At 71.3% G+C, this 22,879-nt stretch carries 15 protein-coding genes; 5 read left to right on the forward strand and 10 right to left on the reverse strand.

Features of this window, described 5'->3' with window-relative positions:
* Positions 1–114 precede the first annotated feature (114 nt).
* Genes IF188_RS10305 through IF188_RS10325 form a run of 5 tightly spaced genes read left to right on the forward strand, consistent with a single transcriptional unit; the run spans position 115 to position 8,616 of the window.
* Positions 115–1,098: a carbohydrate ABC transporter permease gene (locus IF188_RS10305; RefSeq protein WP_191171719.1), complete on the forward strand. Its 984-nt coding sequence runs from the start codon at positions 115–117 to the stop codon at positions 1,096–1,098.
* Positions 1,098–2,078 (forward strand): carbohydrate ABC transporter permease, encoded by a 981-nt coding sequence (locus IF188_RS10310; protein WP_191171720.1) that lies wholly within the window; start codon positions 1,098–1,100, stop codon positions 2,076–2,078. Before IF188_RS10305 ends, IF188_RS10310 begins: the two co-directional genes overlap by 1 nt.
* Before the next feature lie 20 nt (positions 2,079–2,098).
* Positions 2,099–5,266, forward strand: a complete 3,168-nt coding sequence (locus tag IF188_RS10315) for a GH92 family glycosyl hydrolase (protein WP_191171721.1) — start codon at positions 2,099–2,101, stop codon at positions 5,264–5,266.
* Positions 5,256–6,950 carry a hypothetical protein gene (locus tag IF188_RS10320; protein WP_191171722.1) on the forward strand — a complete coding sequence of 565 codons (1,695 nt, stop codon included), beginning with the start codon at positions 5,256–5,258 and terminating at the stop codon, positions 6,948–6,950. Before IF188_RS10315 ends, IF188_RS10320 begins: the two co-directional genes overlap by 11 nt.
* Before the next feature lie 49 nt (positions 6,951–6,999).
* Positions 7,000–8,616, forward strand: coding sequence for an FAD-dependent oxidoreductase (locus IF188_RS10325; protein ID WP_191171723.1), 1,617 nt, complete (start codon positions 7,000–7,002; stop codon positions 8,614–8,616).
* A 9-nt stretch (positions 8,617–8,625) separates the two neighbouring features.
* Here IF188_RS10325 and IF188_RS10330 read toward each other — a convergent pair whose 3' ends face one another.
* The 10 genes from IF188_RS10330 to IF188_RS10375 all read right to left on the reverse strand — a co-directional run bounded on the left by IF188_RS10330 (position 8,626) and on the right by IF188_RS10375 (position 22,857).
* Positions 8,626–9,942 carry a Rieske 2Fe-2S domain-containing protein gene (locus IF188_RS10330; RefSeq protein WP_191171724.1) on the reverse strand — a complete coding sequence of 439 codons (1,317 nt, stop codon included), beginning with the start codon at positions 9,940–9,942 and terminating at the stop codon, positions 8,626–8,628.
* Positions 9,939–11,093, reverse strand: coding sequence for an amidohydrolase family protein (locus IF188_RS10335; RefSeq protein WP_191171725.1), 1,155 nt, complete (start codon positions 11,091–11,093; stop codon positions 9,939–9,941). Before IF188_RS10335 ends, IF188_RS10330 begins: the two co-directional genes overlap by 4 nt.
* A complete protein-coding gene (locus tag IF188_RS10340) occupies positions 11,090–11,908 on the reverse strand; it encodes an IclR family transcriptional regulator (RefSeq protein ID WP_191171726.1) in 819 nt (272 codons plus the stop codon). The genes IF188_RS10335 and IF188_RS10340 overlap by 4 nt, the downstream gene beginning before the upstream one ends.
* 9 nt (positions 11,909–11,917) lie before the next feature.
* A complete protein-coding gene (locus tag IF188_RS10345; protein ID WP_191171727.1) occupies positions 11,918–13,024 on the reverse strand; it encodes a hypothetical protein in 1,107 nt (368 codons plus the stop codon).
* Positions 13,021–13,944: a dihydrodipicolinate synthase family protein gene (locus IF188_RS10350; RefSeq protein ID WP_191171728.1), complete on the reverse strand. Its 924-nt coding sequence runs from the start codon at positions 13,942–13,944 to the stop codon at positions 13,021–13,023. Before IF188_RS10350 ends, IF188_RS10345 begins: the two co-directional genes overlap by 4 nt.
* A 4-nt stretch (positions 13,945–13,948) precedes the next feature.
* Positions 13,949–14,932 carry a carbohydrate ABC transporter permease gene (locus IF188_RS10355; RefSeq protein ID WP_191171729.1) on the reverse strand — a complete coding sequence of 328 codons (984 nt, stop codon included), beginning with the start codon at positions 14,930–14,932 and terminating at the stop codon, positions 13,949–13,951.
* Complete coding sequence (locus IF188_RS10360; RefSeq protein WP_191171730.1) at positions 14,929–15,864, reverse strand: carbohydrate ABC transporter permease; 936 nt, start codon at positions 15,862–15,864, stop codon at positions 14,929–14,931. The genes IF188_RS10355 and IF188_RS10360 overlap by 4 nt, the downstream gene beginning before the upstream one ends.
* A gap of 78 nt (positions 15,865–15,942) precedes the next feature.
* Positions 15,943–17,331 (reverse strand): ABC transporter substrate-binding protein, encoded by a 1,389-nt coding sequence (locus tag IF188_RS10365; RefSeq protein ID WP_191171731.1) that lies wholly within the window; start codon positions 17,329–17,331, stop codon positions 15,943–15,945.
* 91 nt (positions 17,332–17,422) lie between these two features.
* Positions 17,423–20,485, reverse strand: a complete 3,063-nt coding sequence (locus IF188_RS10370) for an alpha-mannosidase (protein ID WP_191171732.1) — start codon at positions 20,483–20,485, stop codon at positions 17,423–17,425.
* Positions 20,486–20,610: 125 nt separating this feature from the next.
* The gene (locus IF188_RS10375) at positions 20,611–22,857 is read right to left on the reverse strand and encodes an FAD-dependent oxidoreductase (protein WP_191171733.1); all 2,247 of its coding nucleotides are present in this window, start codon (positions 22,855–22,857) and stop codon (positions 20,611–20,613) included.
* Positions 22,858–22,879 lie beyond the last annotated feature (22 nt).

The following is a 22,879-nucleotide window of genomic DNA, read 5'->3' on the forward strand; positions in this document are numbered from 1 at the left end:
AACCCCCCGCCGCTGGCCCACCCCCCCCCGGCGCTGTGGGCCCAGCGCCACGGCCCCCGGGGGGGGGGGGGGGGCCCCCCCCCCCCGCCGCTCATGTCCCGAGGAGGGAAGAAGATGACGGTCCAGGATGCACGGCTGGTCGCGCACACCGCGCCCCCGCCGCCGGCGGCGGTCGCCAAGTGCGCCCGTCCCACGCGGACCCGCCCGGCCGGCACCGGCCCGCTCCGTCGCTGGGTGCGCAGGGACGGCCCCGGCATGCTGCTCTTCGCGCTGCCGATGATGATCTCGTTCGCCGTGTTCGGCTGGTGGCCGATCCTGCGCAGCCTCGTCCTCAGCGTCCAGCACACCAACTTCGTCGGGCCCGCCGAATGGGTCGGCCTCGACAACTTCGCCCGCGTACTCGCCGACCCGCAGCTGGGCACCGCGGTGCTCAACACCGCGTGGTACACGCTGCTCGCGATCGTCATCGGATTCCCGCTGCCGGTCCTGCTCGCCGTGTTCATCGCCGAACTGCGCCGCACGCGCACCATCGCGAGCGTCTTCGCCTACATCCCGGTGATCCTCCCGCCGGTGGTGTCGGTGCTTCTGTGGAAGCAGTTCTACGACCCCAGCGCGAACGGGCTCTTCAACACGATGCTGGGCTGGGTGGGCCTCGGCCCCGTCCCCTGGCTGCAGAACGCGCTCCTCGCGATGCCGTCCATTGTCGTGCAGGCGACCTGGGCGGGTTTCGGCGGCACCACGGTCATCTACCTCGCGGCGCTCATGGCCGTGCCTCCGGAGCTGTACGAGGCGGCCGAGGTCGACGGCGCACGCGTGCTCCGTCGCTTCTGGCACATCACGCTCCCCCAGCTGCGGACCGTGATCCTCTTCATGCTGCTGCTGCAGGTGATCGGCACGTTCCAGGTATTCACCGAGCCGTACGTCATGACCGGCGGCGGCCCCAACAACAGCACGACGACGATCCTCATGCTGATCTTCCGCTACGCGTTCGTCTCGGGCGACTACGGCAAGGCGACGGCGCTCAGCCTCATGCTCGCGGTGTTCCTGTGCCTCATGTCGGCGCTGTACCTCTGGCTGACCAGGAAGTGGGCCAAGTGATGTCCGAGACGCGCACCGTCGTCCTCTCCCCGCGGCCCACGAACGCGCACGACCGCCGTCGCGCGGCGCGCGTCGAGGCCCGCCGCCAGGCGAAGGCCGATCTCGACGAACGCACCCTGGTCTCGGCGACCGAACGCGCCCGTCCACGGACGAGGATCACCCTCGGCCTGCTGTCGGTGCTCGTGGTCGGCTTCCTGGCGATCATCGCGGTCGGGCCCGTGCTGTGGCTCGCGAAGTCCGCCGTCTCGACGACGTCCGACATCGTGACGCAGCCGTTCGCGCTGTGGCCGAGCGGCATCCAGTGGCAGAACCTCGTCGAGGCCTGGAACGGCATCGACATCGGCCAGTACCTGTTCAACACCGTGGTCATCGCCGGCGGCAACTGGTTCTTCGGACTGCTGGTGGCGCTCACCGGTGGCTACGTCCTCGCGATCCTGAAGCCCAAGTACGCGAAGTTCCTCGAGGGCGCGGTGCTCGCGACCCTGTTCATCCCGGGCGTCGTGTCGCTCGTCTCGCTCTACCTGACGATCCTCAGCCTCCCGATCATCCAGGTGAACCTCATCAACACGTACTGGGCCGTCTGGCTGCCGGCATCCGCGCACGCCTTCAGCGTGCTGCTCATGCGCAACTTCTTCGCGCAACTGCCTGCCGAGGTGTTCGAAGCGGCGAAGGTCGACGGCGCCGGGTCGTGGACCGTGTTCTGGCGGCTCGTGCTGCCCATGTCCCAGCCGGTCATCGGCGTCGTCTCGCTGCTCACCCTGGTGGGCGCTTGGAAGGAGTTCATGTGGCCGCTCCTGGTGCTGCCCGATCCCAAGCTGCAGCCGCTGTCGGTCGGCCTCTACAAGGTGTCGTCGAGCGCGGAGATCAGCATCCTCATGGCGGGCATGTTCATCTCGGTGATCATCCCGATCGTGCTGTTCCTGGTGTTCCAGCGGCAGTTCCTTCGCAGCGCGGGGCAGTCCGGGGCGATCAAGGGCTGACGACGCCACGGGTCTCGACGATGCTGGAGATCACCCCCGGCGGGGGCCCGCGGCGTACGCCTGCGTCCGGTCCTGGCCGAGGACTGACGGATGCCGCCGCCCTGCGCTACCGGCTGCTCGGCGCCGCACGGGGCGAGGTCTGCAGCGCATCGATCGTCGATGTGGATGTCGTCGTCGAGCAGGGGATGCTGCTGAGCTACGCGGTGTTCCCCGAGCTCCGCGGCGCCGCGGCCGATGTGCGCAGCGGCCGCGCCTTCGACGCGACCGCCGTCGCGCTCGAGCTCGTCTTCGACGACGGCGGCACCTCGGAACCCCTGGAGCTGGTCGATCAGGCCGGCTACGACGCGGACCCCGCAGGCCAGCATGCGTCCAACGCGCTCGTCGCCGATCAGTGGAACCTGCGTCGCATCGGCCTCGACGCCGCTGTCGGACGCCGGGTCCGAGGCATCCATCTGCGTATCCTGAGTCCCGCCGGCGAACCGCTCCCGGGCCTCCCGGCGCCGACGGGCTGGATCAGCGATGTGCGGATCCAACCGGATCACGCGCCGCGCGCGAGCCCCCTCGACCTCGTCGACACGCGTCGCGGCACGCACTCCGCGATGCTCGCCTCACGGGGCAACACCCTGCCGGCCGTCGCGGTGCCGCACGGCTTCAATCTCGGCATCCCGCTGACCGACGCAGGCACGCACTCGTGGCCGTATCGCTACCACTCCGGGTCGCGGCTCGAACTGCAGGGGCTCGCCGTCTCGCACGCGCCGAGCCCGTGGATCGGTGACCGCGGCGTCGTGCAGATCATGCCGACGCCGCTCGGCGCCGACGCGTCCGCGGACCGCGCCGTGCGCGCGCTCGGGTTCGCGCACGCCGACGAGATCGCGCGACCGCACGTGTGGTCCGCACTGCTCGAGGGCGGCCTGCGGGCCGAGCTCACCGCCACCGACCACGTCGTGGTCGCACGGATCGCACTGCCCGACGGCGGCGGATTCGTCATCGACCAGCTCGACGACCGGGGCCGCCTGTTCGTCGACGAGTCCGACGAAGATGCGCCGTTCACGGGGTACACGGACACGCACCACGAACCGGCCACCTCGCATGTGCCCCGCATGTACTTCGCGATCGGCGTCGACCGCCCGATCTCGCGGGTGCGCACCGGCACCGCGCCCGGGCGCGAGACGGTGTCGGCCTCGGTGACGGTCGCCGGCGCCGGAGCGGTCACGGTGCGCATCGCGACGTCGTTCATCGGCATCGCGCAGGCTCGCCGTGCGCTCGCACAGGAGACGCCGGCCGGCCGCGGCTTCGACGAACTGGTCGCGGCCGCCCGCGCCCGCTGGGAGCCCCTGCTCGATCTGGTCGCGATCGACGGCACCGTGGATCAGCGGGCCGGGATCGCCTCAGATCTGTACCGCATGTTCCTCTACCCGAACGACGCGAGCGAGAACGCCGGCGAGCCCGCGGCACCGCGATGGGTGCACGCGGATGCGACCGGCCTGCCCGTCGTCCCGCACGGTGACACGCACACGGGGTGCCGCGTGCGCGAGGGGCGCTCCTTCGTCAACAACGGCTTCTGGGACACCTACCGCACGGTGTGGCCGGCGTACTTCCTCCTCACGCCCGAGCGTGCGGCCGTCATGCTCGACGGCTTCCTCGAGCACTTCCGGGCGTCGGGGTGGATGGAGCGGTGGTCGGCCCCGGGCCCTGTCGACTCGATGGTGGGCACCAGCAGCGACATCGTGTTCGCGGATGCCGTGGCCGCCGGCATCCACGTCTCCGATCTCGAGACCGCCTACGACAGCGCGGTGCGCAACGCCGCGACCGCCTCACCGCGTCCCGAGGTCGGACGCGCCGACAGCACCCGGGCGCCGTTCCGCGGGTTCGTGTCGACGGCGACGCCTGAGGGCCTCAGCTGGACGCTCGAAGGCGCTGTCAACGACTTCGGCATCTCGGTGCTGGCGGCGCACCTGGCGGCGGATCCGACGCACCCGCGGCACGACGAGCTCGCGGCGGACGCCCGGTACTTCGCCGCGCGCGCGGGAGCGTTCGCGCACCTGTTCGACGACGTGACCGGGTTCTTCGTCGGCCGCGACGAGGACGGCCGGTTCCGCTCGCGCCGCGAGACGTTCGATCCGGCACTGTGGGGTGGCGACTACACCGAGACGAACGCGTGGGGCATGCGGTTCAGCGTGCCCCACGACGGCCACGCTCTGGCGTCGCTGCTCGGCGGCCGAGACGGTCTGGAGGCGGCGCTCGACGCCTACTTCGCGACCCCCGAGACGGGCGACGACGCGATCGCCGGCACGTACGGCGCGATCATCCACGAGATGACCGAGGCGCGCGACATCCGCCTCGGCATGTACGCGCTGTCGAACCAGCCGGCGCACCACATCCCCTTCATGTACGCCTTCACCGACGCTCCGCACAAGGCGCAGGCGATCGTGCGCGACAGCGTGCGGCGGCTGTTCCTCGGCGGCGAGATCGGCCAGGGGTTCCCCGGCGATGAGGACAACGGCGAGATGGCGGCGTGGCACCTGTTCGCGAGCATCGGCCTGTACCCCCTGACGCCAGGATCGGGCGAGCTGCTGCTGACGGCGCCGTCGGTGACGCGATCCGAGCTGCGGCTGGGCGGTGCCACAACGGTGATCACGGCGACAGGGCTCACGCACGAGAGCGTGTACATCCAGTCCGTGACCGTGAACGGGCGGCCCTGGACGCGCGCGGGCGTGCCCATCGCGCTGCTGCGCGAGGGTGCGCGGATCGAGATCGCGCTCGGCCCGACGCCGTCGCGCTGGGCGTCGCGGCCCGAGGATGGCCCGTTCTCCATGAGCGCTCCGGGTGCCCTGCCGCGGCTGCTGATGGATGCGGCACCGCCGCGCGCGGGGATCGCCTTCGACGACGACTCGACACACGGCGTCGCGCTGCTCCCCGGCGAGAGCGTCGAGTGCACCTTCGCCGCCCCGGTCGTCGTCGAGCTGTACACCGTGACACCGGGCGACCCCGGTCCTGCGGGCTGGCGCGTCGACGCGCTCGTCGACGGCGACTGGACGCTGCTCGATGAGCGTGGGGCCGAGACCTTCCGGTGGGACGCGCACACGCGCGCGTTCGCCCCGCGCCCGCTGCCCGCGGCGACGGCGGTGCGATTCACCGCGAAGACGCCGATCGACCTGAGACAGACGGAGTTCCTCCATGCCCGCTGAAGCCGCGACCGGATCCGACGGGGCCACGATCGGCCACGACACCGCCCGCGCGCTGCGGGCCGAGGTGCGGCGTCGCGCGTTCCGCCAGGTGCGCGATGCCGGCCGGTCCGACGACGGCGCCTGGATCAGCCCCCGGCTGGGCATCGCCGACCCCGGCCATAACGGCACCGCCGCGTTCTCGTGCGCGGCGGCGCTGCTGGCCGCCTGCGACGACCAGCCCTCGTCGGAACGCGCCGAACTCGCCGAGCGCGCCACCGCCGCGGTCCGGTTCGTGCTGCGGGCGCGCCGCGACTCGGGTCTGCTCGACCTCCCCGCGTGCAACCCCGACTCGGCGCCCGACACCGGGTTCGTGCTGCAGCAGCTCGCGGCGACCCTGCTCCTGCTGCGGCGGCACGGCGTCCCGCCCGAGCTCGAGCAGTGGGAGCGCGACACATGCGCGCTGCTCGAAGGCACCGCCGGCGCAATGCTCGCCGGCGGCTTCCACACCCCGAACCACCGGTGGGTGATCGCGTCGGCCGCCGCCCTGGCTGCTGCCGTGCTGCCCGAACACGCCGAGGAGTGGGAGCCGGGCATCCGGGCGATCCTCGACGAAGGCCTCGACATCGACGCTGACGGCTTCTTCCCCGAGCGCAGCGTCGGCGTGTACGACGCCGTGACCGATCGCGCACTGCTGTTCCTGCACCTGCTGCGCGGCACGCCGGGCGCGCTCGACGCGGCCGCGCACAACCTGCGGACGGACATGGTGCTGTTGGATGCCTCACTCCGCGCGGACTCGTCGCTGTCGAGTCGTCAGGACCGCGGCTCTCGTGCGGTGCCGGTGTCGCTCATCGACCTTTACCAGGCGGTGGGGACGCTCCGCGACGACTGCGAGCTGCTGTCGATGTCGATTGCGCTGGAGCGTGCCGCCGGGGCGGCGGAACTGCACGAGCTGTTCTGGCGCGCGTGGACGGACGCGTACTTCGGCGCCGCCGAGGGCACCGTCTCCGACCCCCGCCCGAGCCGCTGCTGGACCGTCTTCGCGGGGCAGGGCGCCGCCCGGTTCCGAGACGGCGACCTCACTGCGACCGTGCGGCGCGCACCGTCGTTCGTCGCCGTCGCGCATGGCGACGTCGGCATCCGGTCGGTCCAGTTCTTCCAGGCCGTGCACGGCGTCGGGCTGTTCGTGCCGCAGTCGGCGGAGTTCGGCGATCGGCGAGCCCTGCTGACCTCTGCCGGCGCCCCGGGCCGGCGACCGGGCTACGAGCTCCCGCTGGGCGAGCCGGTGCGACCGGACGGCTGGGATGCCTCCCTGGACCGCCGCGACGTGCGCCGGCTCCCGCCGCTCGAGGTCACCGCCGAGGTCGCATGCGAGCCCGCCGCCGTCGACGTGCGTCTCACGGCGCCGGGCATGGCGGGCACGCTCGGCGCGATCCTCATCGACGTGGATGCCGGACTCGTCGCCGACGGCGCCGGCCTCGCGTTCGTGCTGCGCGAGGGGCAGGAGCTGTTCCTCGCCGGCGAAGTCGTCCTCCGCGGCGAGACGCATGCGGTGCGCGTCACGGGCGGTGCCACCGCACATCGCGCGTGGGCGCTGCGCGATTCGCCGCCCCTCCACGACGGATACGCACGGATCGTGATCCCGGTGACCGGATCTGTGCGCCACCGCGTGCGGATCGAGACGCTGAACATGGGCTCGCACCTCTGAATCAGCCGCAAGCGCCATCCCTGACCCGACATCTCGAAGGAGAACTCCCATGTCATCCGGCATCCAGGTCGCCGACGTCCTGATCGTCGGCGGCGGTCTCGGCGGCATCGCCGCCGCGCAGAGCGCGGTCGCGCTCGGCCGCACCGCGGTCATCACCACGGAGGGTCCGTGGCTCGGCGGACAGCTGACCACACAGGCCGTCCCGCCCGACGAGAATCAGTGGATCGAGACTCTGGCCTCGACGACGTACGCGCGGTTGCGCGCGACGATCCGCGGAATCTACGCCGAGCAGTACCCCGTCTCGCCATATGGGAGGCGGCAGCGACCGTTCAACCCGGGCCTGGGCAACGTGTCGCGCATCACGCACGAGCCCCGGGTCGCGGCCGTCGCGATCGAGTCCGTGCTCTCGCCGTCATACGCCACCGGGCGGCTGACGGTGCTGCGGCATCGCACGCCGATCGCCGTCGAGCGCGAGGGCCGGCGCATACGCTCGGTGACCGTGCGCGATACGCGCACCGGCAACGAGCTGACGATCGATGCGCACGTGGTGATCGACGCGACCGAGCTGGGCGACCTGCTGGAGCTGGCCGCACTGGAGTTCGTCACAGGCGCCGAGGCGCAGCACGAGACCGGTGAACTGCATGCCCTCGAGGTCGCCGACCCACTCGACCAGCAGGCCGTGTCGTGGTGCTTCGCGATCGAGCACCGCCCCGGTGAGGACCACGTCATCGACCGGCCGGCATCGTACGCGCACTGGCGAGACACGCACGACCCGCGCTGGCCGGCACCGCAGCTGTCGTGGGAGGACCTCGAGCCGCCCACGCTCGCACGCCGCCACCGCGCGATCTTCTCGGGCGATCCCGCCGACGCCGTCGCGCCCGACGGCCGTGACTTCTGGCACTACCGGCGCGTGCTCGGCGCCGCCAACTTCGACGGGTCGATCCCTGACGTCACGCTCGTGAACTGGCCGCAGATCGACTACTGGGAGCAGCCGCTGGTCGGCCCCGGCATCGGTCCGGCCGAGCGCGCCGCCGCGGCCGTCGGCGCGCGCGGCCTTTCGGAGTCGCTTCTGTACTGGATGCAGACCGAGGCTCGCCGCCCGGACGGCGGCACCGGCTACCCGGGACTGCGGCTGCGCCCCGACGTCGTCGGCAGCGAGGACGGTTTCGCGCTGGAGCCCTACATCCGCGAGGCTCGCCGCATCCGGGCCGTCTTCACCGTCACCGAAGAGCACATCGGGTGCGAGATGCGCGACGGCCGGCCGGTCGAGCAGTTCGCCGACTCTGTGGGCATCGGCTCGTACCGCATCGACCTGCACCCGTCGACCGCGGGGCGCACGTACGTCGACATCGACTGCGACCCTTTCCAGATCCCGCTCGGCGCGCTCATCCCTCGCGACGCCGACAACCTGATCCCCGCCAACAAGAACATCGGCACGACGCACATCTCGAACGGCGCCTACCGCCTGCATCCCGTGGAGTGGGGCATCGGCGAGGCGGCCGGGGTGCTCGCGGCGACGATGCTCGCCACCGGCGAGTCGGCCGAGGGCGTCCGGGCACGGCATCTCGAGGACGTGCAGCGGACCATGCTGCAGCGTGGTGTGCCGATCGCGTGGCCGCGTCGGGTGCTCGACGAGCACGCCCTCTTCCTCAGCGCGCAGCGCTGACCCAGGGCCTCACAGCTCGACGGTCACCTCGCCGAGGCCGCGACTCACACAGAGCATCATCGCCCCGCCGGCGTCGCGCTCGGCCGCCGTGAGCACCTCGTCGCGGTGGTCGGGGTCGCCCGCGCGCACCGCGACCTCGCACGAGCCGCACCACCCCTGTTCGCACGACGAGGCCGCCGTGTGCCCGGCGCGGCGCACCGCGCTCAGCGCGGATTCGTCGGCGCCCACCGCGATCCGCTCGCCGCTGCCCGCGAGCACGAGATCGAACGGCTGCCCGCCGGGTCCCGTCGCGGGGCTGAACGCCTCGGCGTGGAGGGCGATCCCCGCCTGCGCCGCGAGCCGCCGGACGTCATCCATCAGCCCCTCGGGACCGCAGCAGTAGATGGCGGCGCCGTCCGGGAGCGCGGCGATGCGCGACGCGAGCTCAGGCCTGCCGTCGCGGCGGGACTCGACGATCTCGTGGCCGGCCAGCCGGCGTACGCGATCGCGGTACGCCATGGCGGCCGCGTCCACGCCGGCGTAGACGAAAGCGCTCGGCGTGCTCCCCCGCCCCGCCGCCTCGGCCAGCGGCAGCAGCGGCGTGACGCCGATGCCGCCCGCGACGAAGAGAAACGCGGATGCCGCGACCAGCGGCATCCGGTTCCTCACCGTCACCAGCTCGAGCTCGGCGCCTTCGGCGAGCGCGTGCAGCTCGGTGGAGCCTCCGCGGCCGTCGGGCTCGTGCCGCACGGCGATCGTGTACGCGTCGCGCTCGCGCGGGTCGCCGCACAGCGAGTAGTGGCGTACGAGGCCGCTGGGCAGCCGCAGCTCGGCGTGCGCCCCGGGCGCCCAGGCGGGAAGGCGTGCGCCGTCACGGGCGCGCAGCCGCAGCTCGACGACCCGGTCGGCGAGCGTCGTGCGGGCCTCGACGCACAGCGCGATCGCCGCCTCGGCGCCCGATCGCCGGGGGTAGACGCGGCCGTCGCGCACCTCGACGCCGAAGCCGCGCAGGCGGGCGTTCGATCCGGCGGCCAGGTGCGCCCCGTCGCGCAGGTCGAACTCCCACCCGTGCCACGGGCACCGCACAACCTCCTGGTGGCGGCCGTACTTGTACTCGTGCACCGCCGATTCCAGCCGCGTGCCCGCGATCGGCCCGCGGCATACCGGTGCCGCCTCGTGCGGGCACACGTTGCGCCACGCCACGATGCCTTCGCCGACGCGATACAGGCCGATCTCGACGCCGTCGACCTCGCACGTGAGCGGCCCGGAGCCCTGCGCGGGGACGTCGACGAGGTCGGCGAGCACCCCACCGCCCAGTGCCGCACCACCCACTGAGGCCGCGCTCATTCGACGGGCTCCAGCCACCGCGTCGCGGACTCTGGACCGGGGCCAGCCGGCCCCGCGTCCACCACCGAGGCACCCACCGGCAGATGCGCGGGCAGCTGCTCACGCGCGGGCCGGACGGTGAGCCCGTACACCTCGGCGGCGGTCCCGCCCATGATGCGGTCGCGCATCGCCGGGTCGATCGCTCGCAGGATCACGTCCCGGTTGTCGAAGTCCCAGTGCGGGTAGTCCGACGAGAACATGAGCGTGCGGCCGGCCTCGATCATCGCGAAGATCTGCTCGAGCTCACCCGGATGCCGCGGCTCTTCGAGCGGCTGCGTCGTGAGCAGCACGTGGTCGAGGATGTACTCCGACGGCAGTCGCCGGAGCCAGGGGGTCGTGTCGCGCAGTGCCTTGTAGTTCTTGTCCATGCGCCACATGAGGTGCGGCAGCCAGGCGGTGCCGCCCTCGATCGCGACGAACCGGAGGGTCGGGAACATCTCGAACACCCCCTCGGTGACGAGGCTGTTGATCTGCGCCATGTACCCGATGGGCAGGATGTTGTGCCACTCCATGTAGCGCGACGGCCAGCCCACGGGCGTCGGCGGCCCGGCCGTGCCGGCGCCCTCGGTGCCGGGGTGCACCGCGATCGGCAGGCCCGCCTCGACGGCGGCCTCGTAGATCGGGTGGTACTGCCGCTGGCCGAGCGGACGCCGCGTCGCCGACGACATGATGACCTGCGCGAAGCGGCGATCGACCGCGCACCGCCGGATCTCGCGCACCGCACCCTCGGGTTCGTCGCCGTTGACCAGGATCGAGCCGCGGAAGCGATCCGACACCGGCAGCCAGTAGTCCATGGTGCAGTCGTTGTGCGCGACGGCGAGCGCGTTCAGGTAGTCGGGGTCGGTGCCCAGCGCCAGCAGGTGCGGCCCGGTCAGGATGCCGTAGTCGATGTCGTAGCGGTCCAGATGGTCGCTGATCAGGAAGTAGGGGTCGCTCGCCGGGGGTCCTCCGTTGGGCGGCGTGACGTCGTGGCGCGCGACCCCGCCGCGCGGGTTGATGTACTGTCCCGGCGGCAGACCTTGGTGGCGCCACGCCTCGCGCCACGCCATCGGCAGGTACGCGGTGAGGTCGGGCAGGGCGTTGTGCACGTCGGTGTCGACGACGAGGCTCATCGGCGGATCGCTTTCGTCAGAGAATCCAGCAGGGTGGCGAAGTCGAGCTGCGGATGCCGCGGCTCGGGCCCGCCGAGCGCCCGGGACAGCCCGTCCGAGGCCCGCCACAGGTGCTCGAGCGCGGCGTCGTCGAACAGGTCGGCTGCGAGAGTGGCCGGGCTGTAGCATCCGATCGCACACACGACCACGCCGCCCGTCCCGATGACCGGCACGGCGAGGCTGACCGCGCCACGGGGGTCGTCGGTGAGCTTGACGGCGACCGAGGCGGCGCGGATGCGGGCGAACTCCTGCTCCCACTCGAGCACCGACCAGCGTGGCGCGACATCGGACGCGGCATCGAAGAACGCGGGCCACGACGCGCGGGGCGCGTACGCCACAAGGACGCGGCCGGTCGCGAGCCCGAGCGGATCGCGCAGGTCTTCTCGGTCGGTGCGGACCGTCACAGCGCCGGGGCCGACCGCCGACGCGATGAGGTGCGCCTCGCGCCCGGCCAGGACCGTCGCCGTGGTGGCGAGTCCGGTATGCAGGCTCAGCGTGCCCAGCACGGGTTCGACGATGGGCGTCAGGATGCGGGCGGCGCCCGACAGTGCGCCGAGCGTGGCGACGGCCGGACCGAGCCGGTACCCGCCCGGCACCCGCTGCAGATAGTGGCGGTCGGAGAGCGTCCGCATCAGCCCGTGAACGGTCGATGTCGACAGCTGCAGGCGTTCGGCGGCGGCCGTGACCCCCAGCACCTGCGCCCGCGCGGTGGCCTCGAGCACGTCCAGCGCGCGGTGCACGGACTGCACTCCGGCGCGCGGTTCCGTTTCGGTCATTCCGGCAGGCTACGAGCTCCCGCCAGGACGGACCACCCTGCTTTCGGCATCGTCGGATTCTCGGGCTGATCGGGTGGCGTCATCCATCGATCCGAGCTCGAGCCGGGCCGCGAACACCGCGGACGAACCGTCGGCGCGCTCGGCGCTCCAGGTGACGAGCAGGTCATCGCCGACGAACGCGAGGGCGGGGACGCCGGACTCTGACGCACCGGCGACCGGCGCCTCCAGCGCCTGCGCCAGCTCATGGCGGGTCCACCCCGCCACGCCGCGCGCGTCGAACGCCGCGCGCGTGCCGAGCCACAGCGACACCTCGCCCGTCGTGAACCGCTCCCCCAGCGCGGCGGCGAACACGTCGCCGCGCACCGCGACGGGCAGCGGGCTGTACAGCACCGTGTCGGGCGCGGGCCAGCGGGCGAACCCGGTGCCGTCGGGGCGCAGCTCGAAGAACTGCGTCGGGATGCCGGCGGCCTGGCTGCGCAGTCCGCCGACGATGCGAGCGGCTGAGGCATCCCACGCGATCGTCGGCTCGCAGTGCCCGCAGATCGGGCCGCCGTCGGGCACGACATCGACGGCCTCGAACGTGCCGACCGGGTCGGACGGGTCGAAGAACATGAAGCCGAGCCGGGACGAATCCGCGAAGTGGTAGCCCGAGACCATCCGGCCACCGGCGAGGCAGAGGTCGTGGAACAGCTCCGGCACGAAGCCGTCCTGTTCCACCGGCAGTTCGAGCCGGCGCGACCACGAGAGGCCGGCGTCGGCAGACGACCACAGCGTGTGCGCGGTGTCGCCGACCGCGCTGGTCGCGCCGCGGCCGCGCACGATCGCCCACAGCACGTCGTCTGCATCGACGCCGAGCGCCCAGCAGTCCGTTCCGCGCGCGTGCGGCTCGACGGTGCCGATCGTCAGCGGCTCGGACCATGTCGCGCCGGCGTCGTCACTCCACGTCAGGACCGGCGCCTTGTCTGCCGAGACGTGCGCGCTGCCGCGGTTGAAACCCTGGAACACACGCCCCGCGGTCGTGACGCACAGCTTGCCCTGCGGCCACGCGCTCGTCGCGACGCCGTCGTCGGGCGACACGCGCACAAGGCGTACGGACGCCGTCGCCGGGGCCGTCATCGGATGACCGGCAGCCCGGCCTCGACCAGCAGCCCGCGAATGCGGGCGACCTCGGCGTCGTCGAGCGGGAGGAACGGTGCGAACGTGCGCGGCGACGCGATCACGCCGCGCAGGTGCAGCGCGGCCTTGAACGCGCCGAGCGCCCCCGCGGTGAACCCGATGCGGGTGCGGTCGGCGACGTCGACGATCTGGAACAGCTCGATGAGGCGCAGCTGCTCGGCCGCCGCGGCCGCGTGATCGCCGGCCTCGACCGCCCGCTGGATGCGGACGTACCCGTCGGGGTCCACGTTGCCGAGGCCCGGCACCATGCCCGTCGCACCTGCCTGCAGCGCCAGGTCGGCGAACACCTCCGACCCGGTCAGCAGACCGATGCCGGTGTGCGCCACACGTTCCACCGCGACGCGGAACCTCCCGAGGTCGCCACTGGAGTCCTTGAGCGCGACGATCGTGCCCTCCTCTGCGAGCGCCTGCAGCGCCGGCAGCGGCAGCGGCACGTGTGTCGCCGACGGGATGTCGTACGCGATGACGGGGATGTCGACCGCGGCCGCGACGGCACGGTAGTGCGCGACGATCTCGTCGGGATGCGGCGCCACGTAGAACGGCGGCGTGACGACGACACCCGCGGCTCCGGCATCCTGAGCCCGACGCGCGTGCTCGACGACCCGGGCCGTCCCGGTGTCGATGGCTCCCGCGAGCACCGGCAGGCCACCGGCGGCGGCCACCGCGACCTGCAGCGTGCGCACGCGGACGTCGTCGGTCTGCAGTGCGACCTCGCCGCTCGAGCCGCCGACGAACAGCCCGTCGACACCCGCGTCGGCGAGGTGGCCGACGAGCCGTTCGAGGGATGCCGAATCCAGCTCGCCCTCGTCGGTCAAGGGGGTGACCAGCGGCGGGATCACGCCGCGCAACGCAACGGTCATGCGGTCATCCCTTGATCGCGCCGGCCTGGCCGGCGCTCTTGAGGAACTGCTTCTGGAAGATGAGGAACAGCACGATCGGCAGGATCACCGAGATGAACATGCCCGCCATGAGCAGTGCCAGGTCCGCGCTCGCGGTCACCTTGTAGAGGCCGACCGACAGGGGCTGCAGATCGGGGCTCGGCAGCACCAGCAGGGGCCACAGGAACTCCTTCCACGCGCCGATGATCGTGATCAGCGAGGTCACGCCGATGATCGGCTTCGACATCGGCAGCACGATGCGCCAGAAGACCTGGAACGGGCCGGCGCCGTCGATCTTCGCGGCCTCGAACACGTCCTTGGGCAGCGAGTCGAAGAACCGCGTGATGAGCAGCACGTTGAACGCGCTCGCGGCCGCCGGCAGCCACACCGCCCAGAACGTGTTGATGAGGTTCCAGTGCAGCAGCGGCATGTCGAGCACCGTCACGTACTGCGCGATGAGCGACACGACACCCGGGATGAACAGGGTCGCCAGCACGCCGGCATTGACGACCTTGGCGTACGACGGGCGCAGGATCGATATGCCGTAGGCGCCGGTCAGGGCCACCAGCATCCCGAAGAACCACACCCCCGCCGCCAGCCACACCGTGTTCAGCAGGTACTTGCCGATGTCGATCTTGACCCACGCGTCGACGAGGTTGTGCCACTGGACGCCGCTCGGCCACCATGCGAAGGGCTCGCGCAGGATGTCCTGCGTGGTCGAGACCGCGGCCTTCGCGAGCCACAGCAGCGGACCCGCCGAGATCACGAGCAGCACCGCGATCAGCACGATGTTCAGGATGAGCAGGCCGATGCGCATCCGCCTGCTCTTGCGGTCGAGATCGGAGATGTTGGTGCGGTCCTGCGCTTCGACCGCCTTGCGGCGTCGGGCGCGGCGCCGCTGGGGCGCGGGATCGGTCGGCAGACCGGTGATGAGCACCTCGTCGGTGGGCGCGGTGAGGGTGTCGGTCATGACTTGCTCCAGCTCCGGGTGAGCCGCAGATACACCGCGGAGACGATCGTGAGGACGACGGCCAGCAGCAGGCTGAGGGCGGTCGCCTTGCCGTAGTCGCCCTGCTGGAACGCGTAGTTGTAGATGAGCATGAGCACCGTCGTGGTCTTGTTGACGGGGCCGCCGCCGGTCATGACGAACGGCTCGGTGAACACCTGCATCGTGCCGATGATCTGCAGCAGGAGCAGCAGCAGCATGATGCCACGCATCTGCGGCAGCGTGATGTGCCAGAACCGGCGGAAGATGCGCGCGCCGTCCATCTCGGCCGCCTCGTACAGGTCGGACTGGATCGACATCAGCGCGGCGAGGTAGATGATCGTCGCCTGTCCGAAGCTCGCCCACGTCGCCTGCACGACGATCGACGGCATGGCCATCACGGGGCTCTGCAGCCACGGCAGGGGGCCGATGCCGAACACCCCCAGGATCTCGTTGAAGACGCCGCTGGGGGACGGGTCGTAGAACTGCTTCCACAGCAGCACCGCGACGACCGGCGGGATGATCACCGGGAGGCAGACGAGCACACTCGCGATCTGGCGCGTGCGGCGCAGCTCGGCCATGAACGTCGCCATCAGGATCGGGATCGGGAATCCGATGATGAGCGCGAGCGTCGCGAACCACAGGGTGTTGACCACCGCGGTGGCCAGCAGCGGATCGGCGAGCACGCGCTGGAAGTTGTCGAAGCCGACCCACGTGGGCTCGGTGACGAGGTTGGTCTTCTGCATCGCGAGGAGGAGGCTGCGCAGGATCGGCCACCACGCGAAGTAGCCGAAGGTGAACAGCAGCGGCACGAAGAAGAGGAAGGTCGTGATGCCGCCGCCGCGCACCCACCTGGTGAGGCGCTGCAGCGGCGGCTGGGCGCGACGCCGCTGCGCTGCGGTGGTGACCTGGGTCATGCGTCGTCCTGTCGGGTCGGGGTCTGGGGGGATGGTGTCCCGGCGCGGCCCGTAGCGGGGCCGCGCCGGGAGGGGGGATCAGCCGGCGTCGACGATCGCCTGCACGGCGGTCTCGGCATCGGCCAGCAGCTGGTCGATGTCGGCATTCTCGTCGGTCAGCACGGCCTGCGCGATCGGGTCGAGGGCCGCGTACAGCTCCTGCGCCTTGATCGCGGGCTCGGGCACGACCGCGAGGTCGGACGTCAGGTACGCCTCGTAGATGCTCCGGTCGACGTTGATGTAGGGCTCGATCCAGCCGAGGTACGTCTCGTACGCCTCGGCGTTGACGATCGGCAGCTCCGGTGCGCCGACGGGGCGGCCGTCGTCGGCCTGCGACTTCGCGAGCGCGACGGCCGCGTCCTCGTCGACGTACTTGTTGAGCCAGTAGAACTCGGTCCACAGGGTCGCCGCGCCGATCTCGTCGGCCGTCGCCTTCGGGTTGAACCACTGGATCGTGCCGCCGCCGAGGGCGCCCAGGCCCTTGTCGCCCTGCGGCATCGGCGCGATGCCGATGTCGGTGCCGGTCATGCCGCGGTTGATGACCATGTCGTTGTAGATCGACCCGCCGTTGACGGTCTGGCCGACGCTGCCCGCGGCGAACTCGCTGCGGATGTCGTCGGGTCCGAGCAGGAAGTTCGCGCCCGCGGCATCCCCTTCCCACCGCACGTCGTGCAGCAGCTGGAGCGAGTCCTTCATGCCGTCGGTGTCGACCGTGACGGTGACCTTGTCGCCGTCGACCTTCTGGACGAGCGACCCGTTCGAGTACGACATCGTCGTCAGCAGCCAGCCGCCGTTGTTGTTCGTCGTCGGGATGATGAAGCCCGTCTGGCCGGTCTTCTCGGTGATCGTCTTGGCGTTCTTGAGCACGCCGTCCCAGTCCGTGGGCGCGTCGTCGGGGTCGAGGCCCGCCTCTTCGTACAGCGCGCGGTTGTAGATGAGGGCCATCGTGTACGCCTGACGCACGACGCCGTACTGACGGTCGCCCGATTGCACGACCTTGTCGAGCGTCGGGTTCAGGCTCGACAGGATGTCGCTGTCGGCCACGTATTCGGTGATGTCGGCGGCCTGGCCGCGCTCGATCAGGGACTGCATGTCGGTGAACGGGATGCCGACCGTCGTCGGCGCCGTGCCGCCCACGAGCAGCGCGTTGAACGTCGACGGGTCGTACTTCGTCTCTTCGCCCTTGACCGTGATGTTCGGGTGGAGCTCTTCGAACGCGGCCACGCGCTCGTCGAACGTCTCCAGCGACGCGGCCTGATCGGCGGTGGGCATCTCGCCGACGGTGATCGTGACCTTCGCGTCCGGGTCGTACGCGGCTCCCGAGTCGGTCGGGCCGGCGCTCGGGGTGCCTGCGCACCCGGCGAGGGTGAGCCCGGCCGCGAGGGCGACCGCCGGGATGGCGAGTCTGCGGGTGTTGCGTGGATACATGACTGCTACTCCTTCGTAGAGGGCGCGATGCGCCTGGGGCTGAACTTCTCTCTTGGTCATCCGCGGCCGGCTGGGCAGGCGGCCGCGGCTCTCACTCCGCCGCTGCGGCCGTGACCTCCCGCCGGATGCGGAGGGTGATGAGCTGGAAGGGGCGCAGCACGAGCTGTGCCCGCTCGGCGGTCAGTACGCTGCCCGCCGGTGCGTCGAGCTCGCGCTCGAGCAGGTCCACGACGGCCGTGGCTGTGGCACCGTCGATGTCGAACGCGACGTCGACGGACGCCCGTGCGCCCTCGGACTCGTAGAGGCGCACGACGACGTCGCCGCTGCGGTCCTCGGCGAGCTTGACCGACTCGACCCGCACCGCCGGGTGCGACACCCGCACCAGCGGGGCGACGTCGCGCCCGCCGCGCACGGTGCGCTCGGCCAGGTTAAGGCGGTAGCCCTCGTCGATGGCGTCTCGGATGCCGGCGCCCGGCCGGATCGAGACGGTGAGGTCGTGGTGGCCCTGGTCTGCCTCGGGGTCGGGGAACACTGGCGCCCGCAACAGCGAGACGCGGACGGTGGTCGTGGTGCCGCCGTCGGTGCGTGTGTCGCGCGTGACGTCGTGGCCGTAGCTGGACTCGTTGGCGATGGCGACGCCGTAACCCGGCTCGGCGACGTGGATCCAGCGGTGGGCGCAGATCTCGAACCGTGCGGCATCCCACGACGTGTTGGTGTGGGTCGGGCGGAAGACGTGCCCGAACTGGGTCTCGGCGGCCGACCGGTCGGCGTGCACGTCGAGAGGGAAGGCGAGCTTGAGCAGGCGCCGCGTCTCGTGCCAGTCGACGTCCTGGTGCAGCTCGAGCGCCTCGGCGCCGCGCCGAAGCCGCAGCGTCTGGACGATTCGGGACGCCCCGAACGAACGCTCGACGACGACCGCAGCCTCGTCGCCGTCGGCGACGACCGAGATCGCGTCGGCGTGGTCGAGGTCCTCGACGACGCGGCGGTAGTGCTCATCGATGTCCCAGGCGTCCCACTTGTTGGGGATGTCGCGGTGCAGCTGCAGCAGGTTGCCGGCGGCGCCGGGTGCGATCGCATCGCGACCCGTGCGGGTGTCGACAAGCGACACCAGCAGGCCCCGCTCGTCGACGACGGCGCGAACCTGCCCGTTGTCGAGCACCACGACCCCGTCGTGCTCGACGGCGGTCGCCGGCGCGGCGGCGGCATCCAGTCCGCCGATCGAGAGCGCGGAGACCCCGGCGGCGGACTGCGGCCGGGCGTTGAGGACGAGCGTGCGGTCGCCCTCGCCGACGAGCGCGGTCGCCGACGCGGTGACGATGCGCTCGAGGCGCTCGGTGAGCGCGGCGTTCTCGCGCGCGACGTCTTCGAACACCCACGCGATCGAGCAGCCCGGCAGCACGTCGTGGAACTGGTTGAGCAGCAGCGTGTGCCAGCTGGTCTCGAGTTCGTCGTACGGGTAGGCGACGCCCTCGCGCACGGCGGCCGTGGCCGACCACAGCTCGGCCTCGCGCAGCAGGTGCTCGCCGCGGCGGTTGCCCTGCTTGGTGTGGTGCTGCGAGGTCAGCGACCCACGATGAAGTTCGAGGTACAGCTCGCCCGACCACACCGGCGGCTCGGGGTACTCGTCCTCGACGCGCTCGAAGAAGCGCTGCGGCGAGTCGATCGTGACGGTCGGCGATCCCTCCAGCGAACGCAGGCGGGCGGCGGCGGCGATCATCTCGCGTGTGGGTCCGCCGCCGCCGTCGCCCCACCCGAACGGCACGAGCGAAACCGTCGAGGCGCCGGCCTCGCGGAAGCTGCGCTCGGCGTGGGCGAGCTCTGCGCCCGACAGCTCGGAGATGTAGGTGTCGGCCGAGGGGAAGTGGGTGAGCACCCGCGTGCCGTCGATGCCCTCCCACAGGAAGGTGTGGTGCGGCATCTGGTTGGTCTGGTTCCACGAGATCTTCTGCGTCACGAACCACTTCGAGCCGCTCGCGGCGATGATCTGCGGCAGCGCGGCGGAGTAGCCGAACGTGTCAGGCACCCACACCTCCTGCGTGTCGACGCCGAACTCCTCGAGGAAGAACCGCTTGCCCGCCACGAACTGGCGCGCCATGGCCTCGCCGCCCGGCATGTTGATGTCGGGCTCGACCCACATGCCGCCGACCGGGATGAACTGGCCGCTCGCGACCTTCTCCTTGATCCGCACGTACAGCGCCGGGTAGTGGTCCTTCATCCACTTCAGCTGCTGCGCCGACGAGCACGCGAAGCGGAACTCGGGGTACTCGTCCATCAGGGCGATCACGTTCGAGAACGTGCGCGCGCACTTTCGGATGGTCTCGCGGAACGGCCACAGCCACGCCGAGTCGATGTGCGCGTGCCCGATCGCGACGACGTCGTGGGCGGTCGCGTGGGCGGGGCTCGCGAGGAGTGGAGCGAGGATGCCGCGCGCAGCGATCGCGGTGCCGGCGAGGTCGAGCGGGTCGGCGATGTCGAGCATGCGCTCGAAGCCGCGCAGGATCGCGGCGCGGCGGGGGCTCTCGACGCTGAGCTCGCGCATGAGCCCGTCGAGCGTCCACACGTCGCGGGCGAGCTCCCACACGTTCTCGTCGAGGAGCGCGACGGCGAACTGCTTCGCGGTGTACAGCGGGGCGTCGCCGGCGGTGGCCTTGAGCCCCAGCGGCGTCGGGAGGAAGTCGTAGTCGCCCGCGACGTCCGGGTTGGCAGCGGCCTCGACGTACACGTCGACGGCGGTGCCGGCATCCCCCGCCCACGGCAGGTACGAGGCGCGCGGCGAGACGGCCTTGATGATCGAGCCGTCGGCGCGGTAGGCGAGGCCTTCAGCCTGGAAGCCGGGACGGTCGCCGAAGAAGCCGAGGTCGACGACCACCTCGAGACGGGTCGCCTCGGGCAGGCGGCCCTGCTCATCGAACCAGTCGACTGGCACGACGCCGGTGGCGTGGAACCACACGGTCCCCCACGGGCGTCCCCACGCGTACGGCAGGGCGATCGGCGCGTATTCGGCGGCGAAGGCGACGGCCGCCGCGACCGGCTCGTCGGGCACCTCCCAGGCCTCGACCCGCAGCGGGCTGACCCGCCGGTAGACCGCCGGAGTGAGGAACTCGGCGATGAAGCGCTCGAGGCGCCCCTCGACGATGAGCCGGTTGTCGTGCACTGCGATCCTCTTCGTTGAAGCTGCGGCGTCTGGTACGCCCGGGTCGAGGTCTTCCTCGTGATCGATACGATAAATCAACTTGATAGACTTAGTCAAGCCCGAGCGCCGAGGCGCCCTGAGCCGGCTCACACGCCCGGGGGAAAGGCCCTCAGCGCGACGACCATCGTCGTGGTCGCGCCGTTCGTCGCCTCGACGACGACCCGCAGCGCATTCGCGCGCACGGGCTCCTCCAGCCGATGCACTCGCCGTCGCAGGTGGTTGCCCTCGACGCGGACGAGTGGATGCCACTCCCCCGCGCTCGCGGTCTCCACGCGGTAGTCGCGCACGAGCTCGGGCATCACGAGGAACGGCGTGCGGTGATGGTGCAGATTCACGAGATCCTCGTCGACGTCGTCGTTGAAGACGAGCTCGACACTGCCGATCTCGTGCTCCTCGGGCCACGCGAGCTGCACCCACTCCTCCCCCGAGACCTGGCCGGACGACCACAGGTTCGGGCCGTCGAACGGGCGCGCGAGACCTCCGGCCACCTGCGACGGGCGGTACGCGTCGGTGTCGGGCTCGACGGCGAACCGCGGTGTGCGGCGGCGCAGCTCCACGGCCGACCACGCGTTCGTCTGCGCCTGGCCCGTCGTCAGCCCGGGCTCGCGGCTGAGCAGGCCGAGCACCCCAAACGGCGGCAGCTCGTCGGCGATTCGCACCGCCAGGTGCGGGTCGCGCCGGATCACCACCACGACACTGCACGGGGCATCGGGCACGTACGCGAATTCGGCCCGCAGCTCCGAACGCCCGGCCCGCACCGCGACTTCGCGGCGGTCGATGACATCGACGGGCACGTGGTTCATGCCGTTGCGGGTGCTCCACAGCTCGACCACGGCGGTCGTGGCACGCTCGGCCTCGATGTCGATGGACACGGCGTCCAGACGCGGGTCGACCGGGAGCAGCACCCCGAAGTCGCGGTCTGCAAGCGACACACGCTCTTCAGCACCAGCGTCGGAGCGCGGGGCAGCGAGCCGCCGCAATTGCGACGATGCCGACACGTCGGCGGCCAACGCCAGGTCGCGAGCGTCATGCCAAGGAACACCCGCGATGGCGGCATCCTGTCGCAGCAGCGTCTGCTGCACCTCGTCGCGACGCTCGGCCAGCAGCGTGCGTGGCGAGACGGCGTAGCGCGCGGCGAGCGCGGCGCCCGCGCCGGCGGCCTCGCCCGTGACGGCGCACGTCGCCATCACACGCGTCGTGCCGAAGGCGACGTGACTCGCCGAGATGTCACGGCCCGCCATGAGCAGGTTCGACACGTTCACCGAGTACAGCGACCGGAACGGGATCTCGTACAGCCCCGGACCGTGCAGATGCATCGAGCCGGCGGCATCCGAGTAGACCCCTCCCGGAGGGTGCAGATCGATCGACCAGCCGCCGAAGCCGATGTTGTCGTCGAAGCGGGTCTGATCGAGCACGTCCTGCTGCGTCAGCACGTGGTCTCCGACGAACCGGCGGTACTCGCGCTTGCCGGGCATCGTGCCGACCCATTCCAGCGTGAGGGTGTCGGCGTCGAACTCACCCGAGTTCTTGATGTGGTCCCAGATGCCGAAGACGACGCCCCACAGCTCGTCGCGGATGCGCTCGTTGTCGTGGACCGCGTCGAGCTCGCCGCCCCACTCGATCCACCAGTAGTCGCAGCCGTTCATCGCCGTGTCGATGTGGCGATGGATCGGGATGCCGGCAGCGACGATGTCTTTCGTCACCCCCGGAGGCACGAATCTCACGGGCTCCCCCGCGTCCTTCGTGTAGAAGAGGATGGTGCTGCCGAGCATGTCGTCGTCGGCGACCTCGGGCGCCCACGGCTCGCCGTGCGCGGCGCGGTCCTCGCGTCCCGACATGAACCGCGCGCCCGCGAGGAACCCGACGAGCCCGTCGCCGGTGCAGTCGACGAAGATCGGCGACTCGAACGTGATCAGCTTCTCCGACCCCGATTGCCACCCGGTCACGGAATGGATGCTGCGGTCCTCGGCCGGGCCGTCGGCCTCGACGTCGCGCACCTCGGTGTTGAGGAACAGCGTGATGTTCGGCTCGGCGCGCACGAGGTCGAGCACGACGTGATCCCACAGGATCGGGTTGCCCTGCGGGTTGCGCCACTGGTTCTCGAGGAACAGCTCGCCCATGATCCCGGTCTCGCGCGCGAACTTCTGCGCGCCGTGCGCGGTTCCGCCGACGACCCACACCCTCACCTCGCTCGACGAGTTGCCGCCGAGCACTGGGCGGTTGTTGACGAGCGCGACGCGGGCGCCGTTGCGTGCGGCCGAGATCGCAGCGGCGACCCCTGCCAGCCCGCCTCCGACGACCGTGACGTCCGAGCGATGGGTGAGTTCCTGCACGAGTTCTTCCTCCTGAGGCGAC

This window comes from Microbacterium helvum (genome assembly GCF_014779795.1).
Lineage (GTDB): Bacteria > Actinomycetota > Actinomycetes > Actinomycetales > Microbacteriaceae > Microbacterium > Microbacterium helvum.

What these genes read in the sequence shown, in the direction of transcription:
- IF188_RS10315 (WP_191171721.1), top strand. Translation starts at nt 2,099, where the DNA reads ATGCTGGAGATCACCCCCGGCGGGGGCCCGCGGCGTACGCCTGCGTCC.
- IF188_RS10335 (WP_191171725.1), bottom strand. Translation starts at nt 11,093, where the DNA reads ATGAGCCTCGTCGTCGACACCGACGTGCACAACGCCCTGCCCGACCTC.
- IF188_RS10360 (WP_191171730.1), bottom strand. Translation starts at nt 15,864, where the DNA reads ATGACCCAGGTCACCACCGCAGCGCAGCGGCGTCGCGCCCAGCCGCCG.
- IF188_RS10325 (WP_191171723.1), top strand. Translation starts at nt 7,000, where the DNA reads ATGTCATCCGGCATCCAGGTCGCCGACGTCCTGATCGTCGGCGGCGGT.
- IF188_RS10365 (WP_191171731.1), bottom strand. Translation starts at nt 17,331, where the DNA reads ATGTATCCACGCAACACCCGCAGACTCGCCATCCCGGCGGTCGCCCTC.
- IF188_RS10305 (WP_191171719.1), top strand. Translation starts at nt 115, where the DNA reads ATGACGGTCCAGGATGCACGGCTGGTCGCGCACACCGCGCCCCCGCCG.
- IF188_RS10330 (WP_191171724.1), bottom strand. Translation starts at nt 9,942, where the DNA reads ATGAGCGCGGCCTCAGTGGGTGGTGCGGCACTGGGCGGTGGGGTGCTC.
- IF188_RS10320 (WP_191171722.1), top strand. Translation starts at nt 5,256, where the DNA reads ATGCCCGCTGAAGCCGCGACCGGATCCGACGGGGCCACGATCGGCCAC.
- IF188_RS10310 (WP_191171720.1), top strand. Translation starts at nt 1,098, where the DNA reads ATGTCCGAGACGCGCACCGTCGTCCTCTCCCCGCGGCCCACGAACGCG.
- IF188_RS10345 (WP_191171727.1), bottom strand. Translation starts at nt 13,024, where the DNA reads ATGACGGCCCCGGCGACGGCGTCCGTACGCCTTGTGCGCGTGTCGCCC.
- IF188_RS10340 (WP_191171726.1), bottom strand. Translation starts at nt 11,908, where the DNA reads ATGACCGAAACGGAACCGCGCGCCGGAGTGCAGTCCGTGCACCGCGCG.
- IF188_RS10355 (WP_191171729.1), bottom strand. Translation starts at nt 14,932, where the DNA reads ATGACCGACACCCTCACCGCGCCCACCGACGAGGTGCTCATCACCGGT.
- IF188_RS10350 (WP_191171728.1), bottom strand. Translation starts at nt 13,944, where the DNA reads ATGACCGTTGCGTTGCGCGGCGTGATCCCGCCGCTGGTCACCCCCTTG.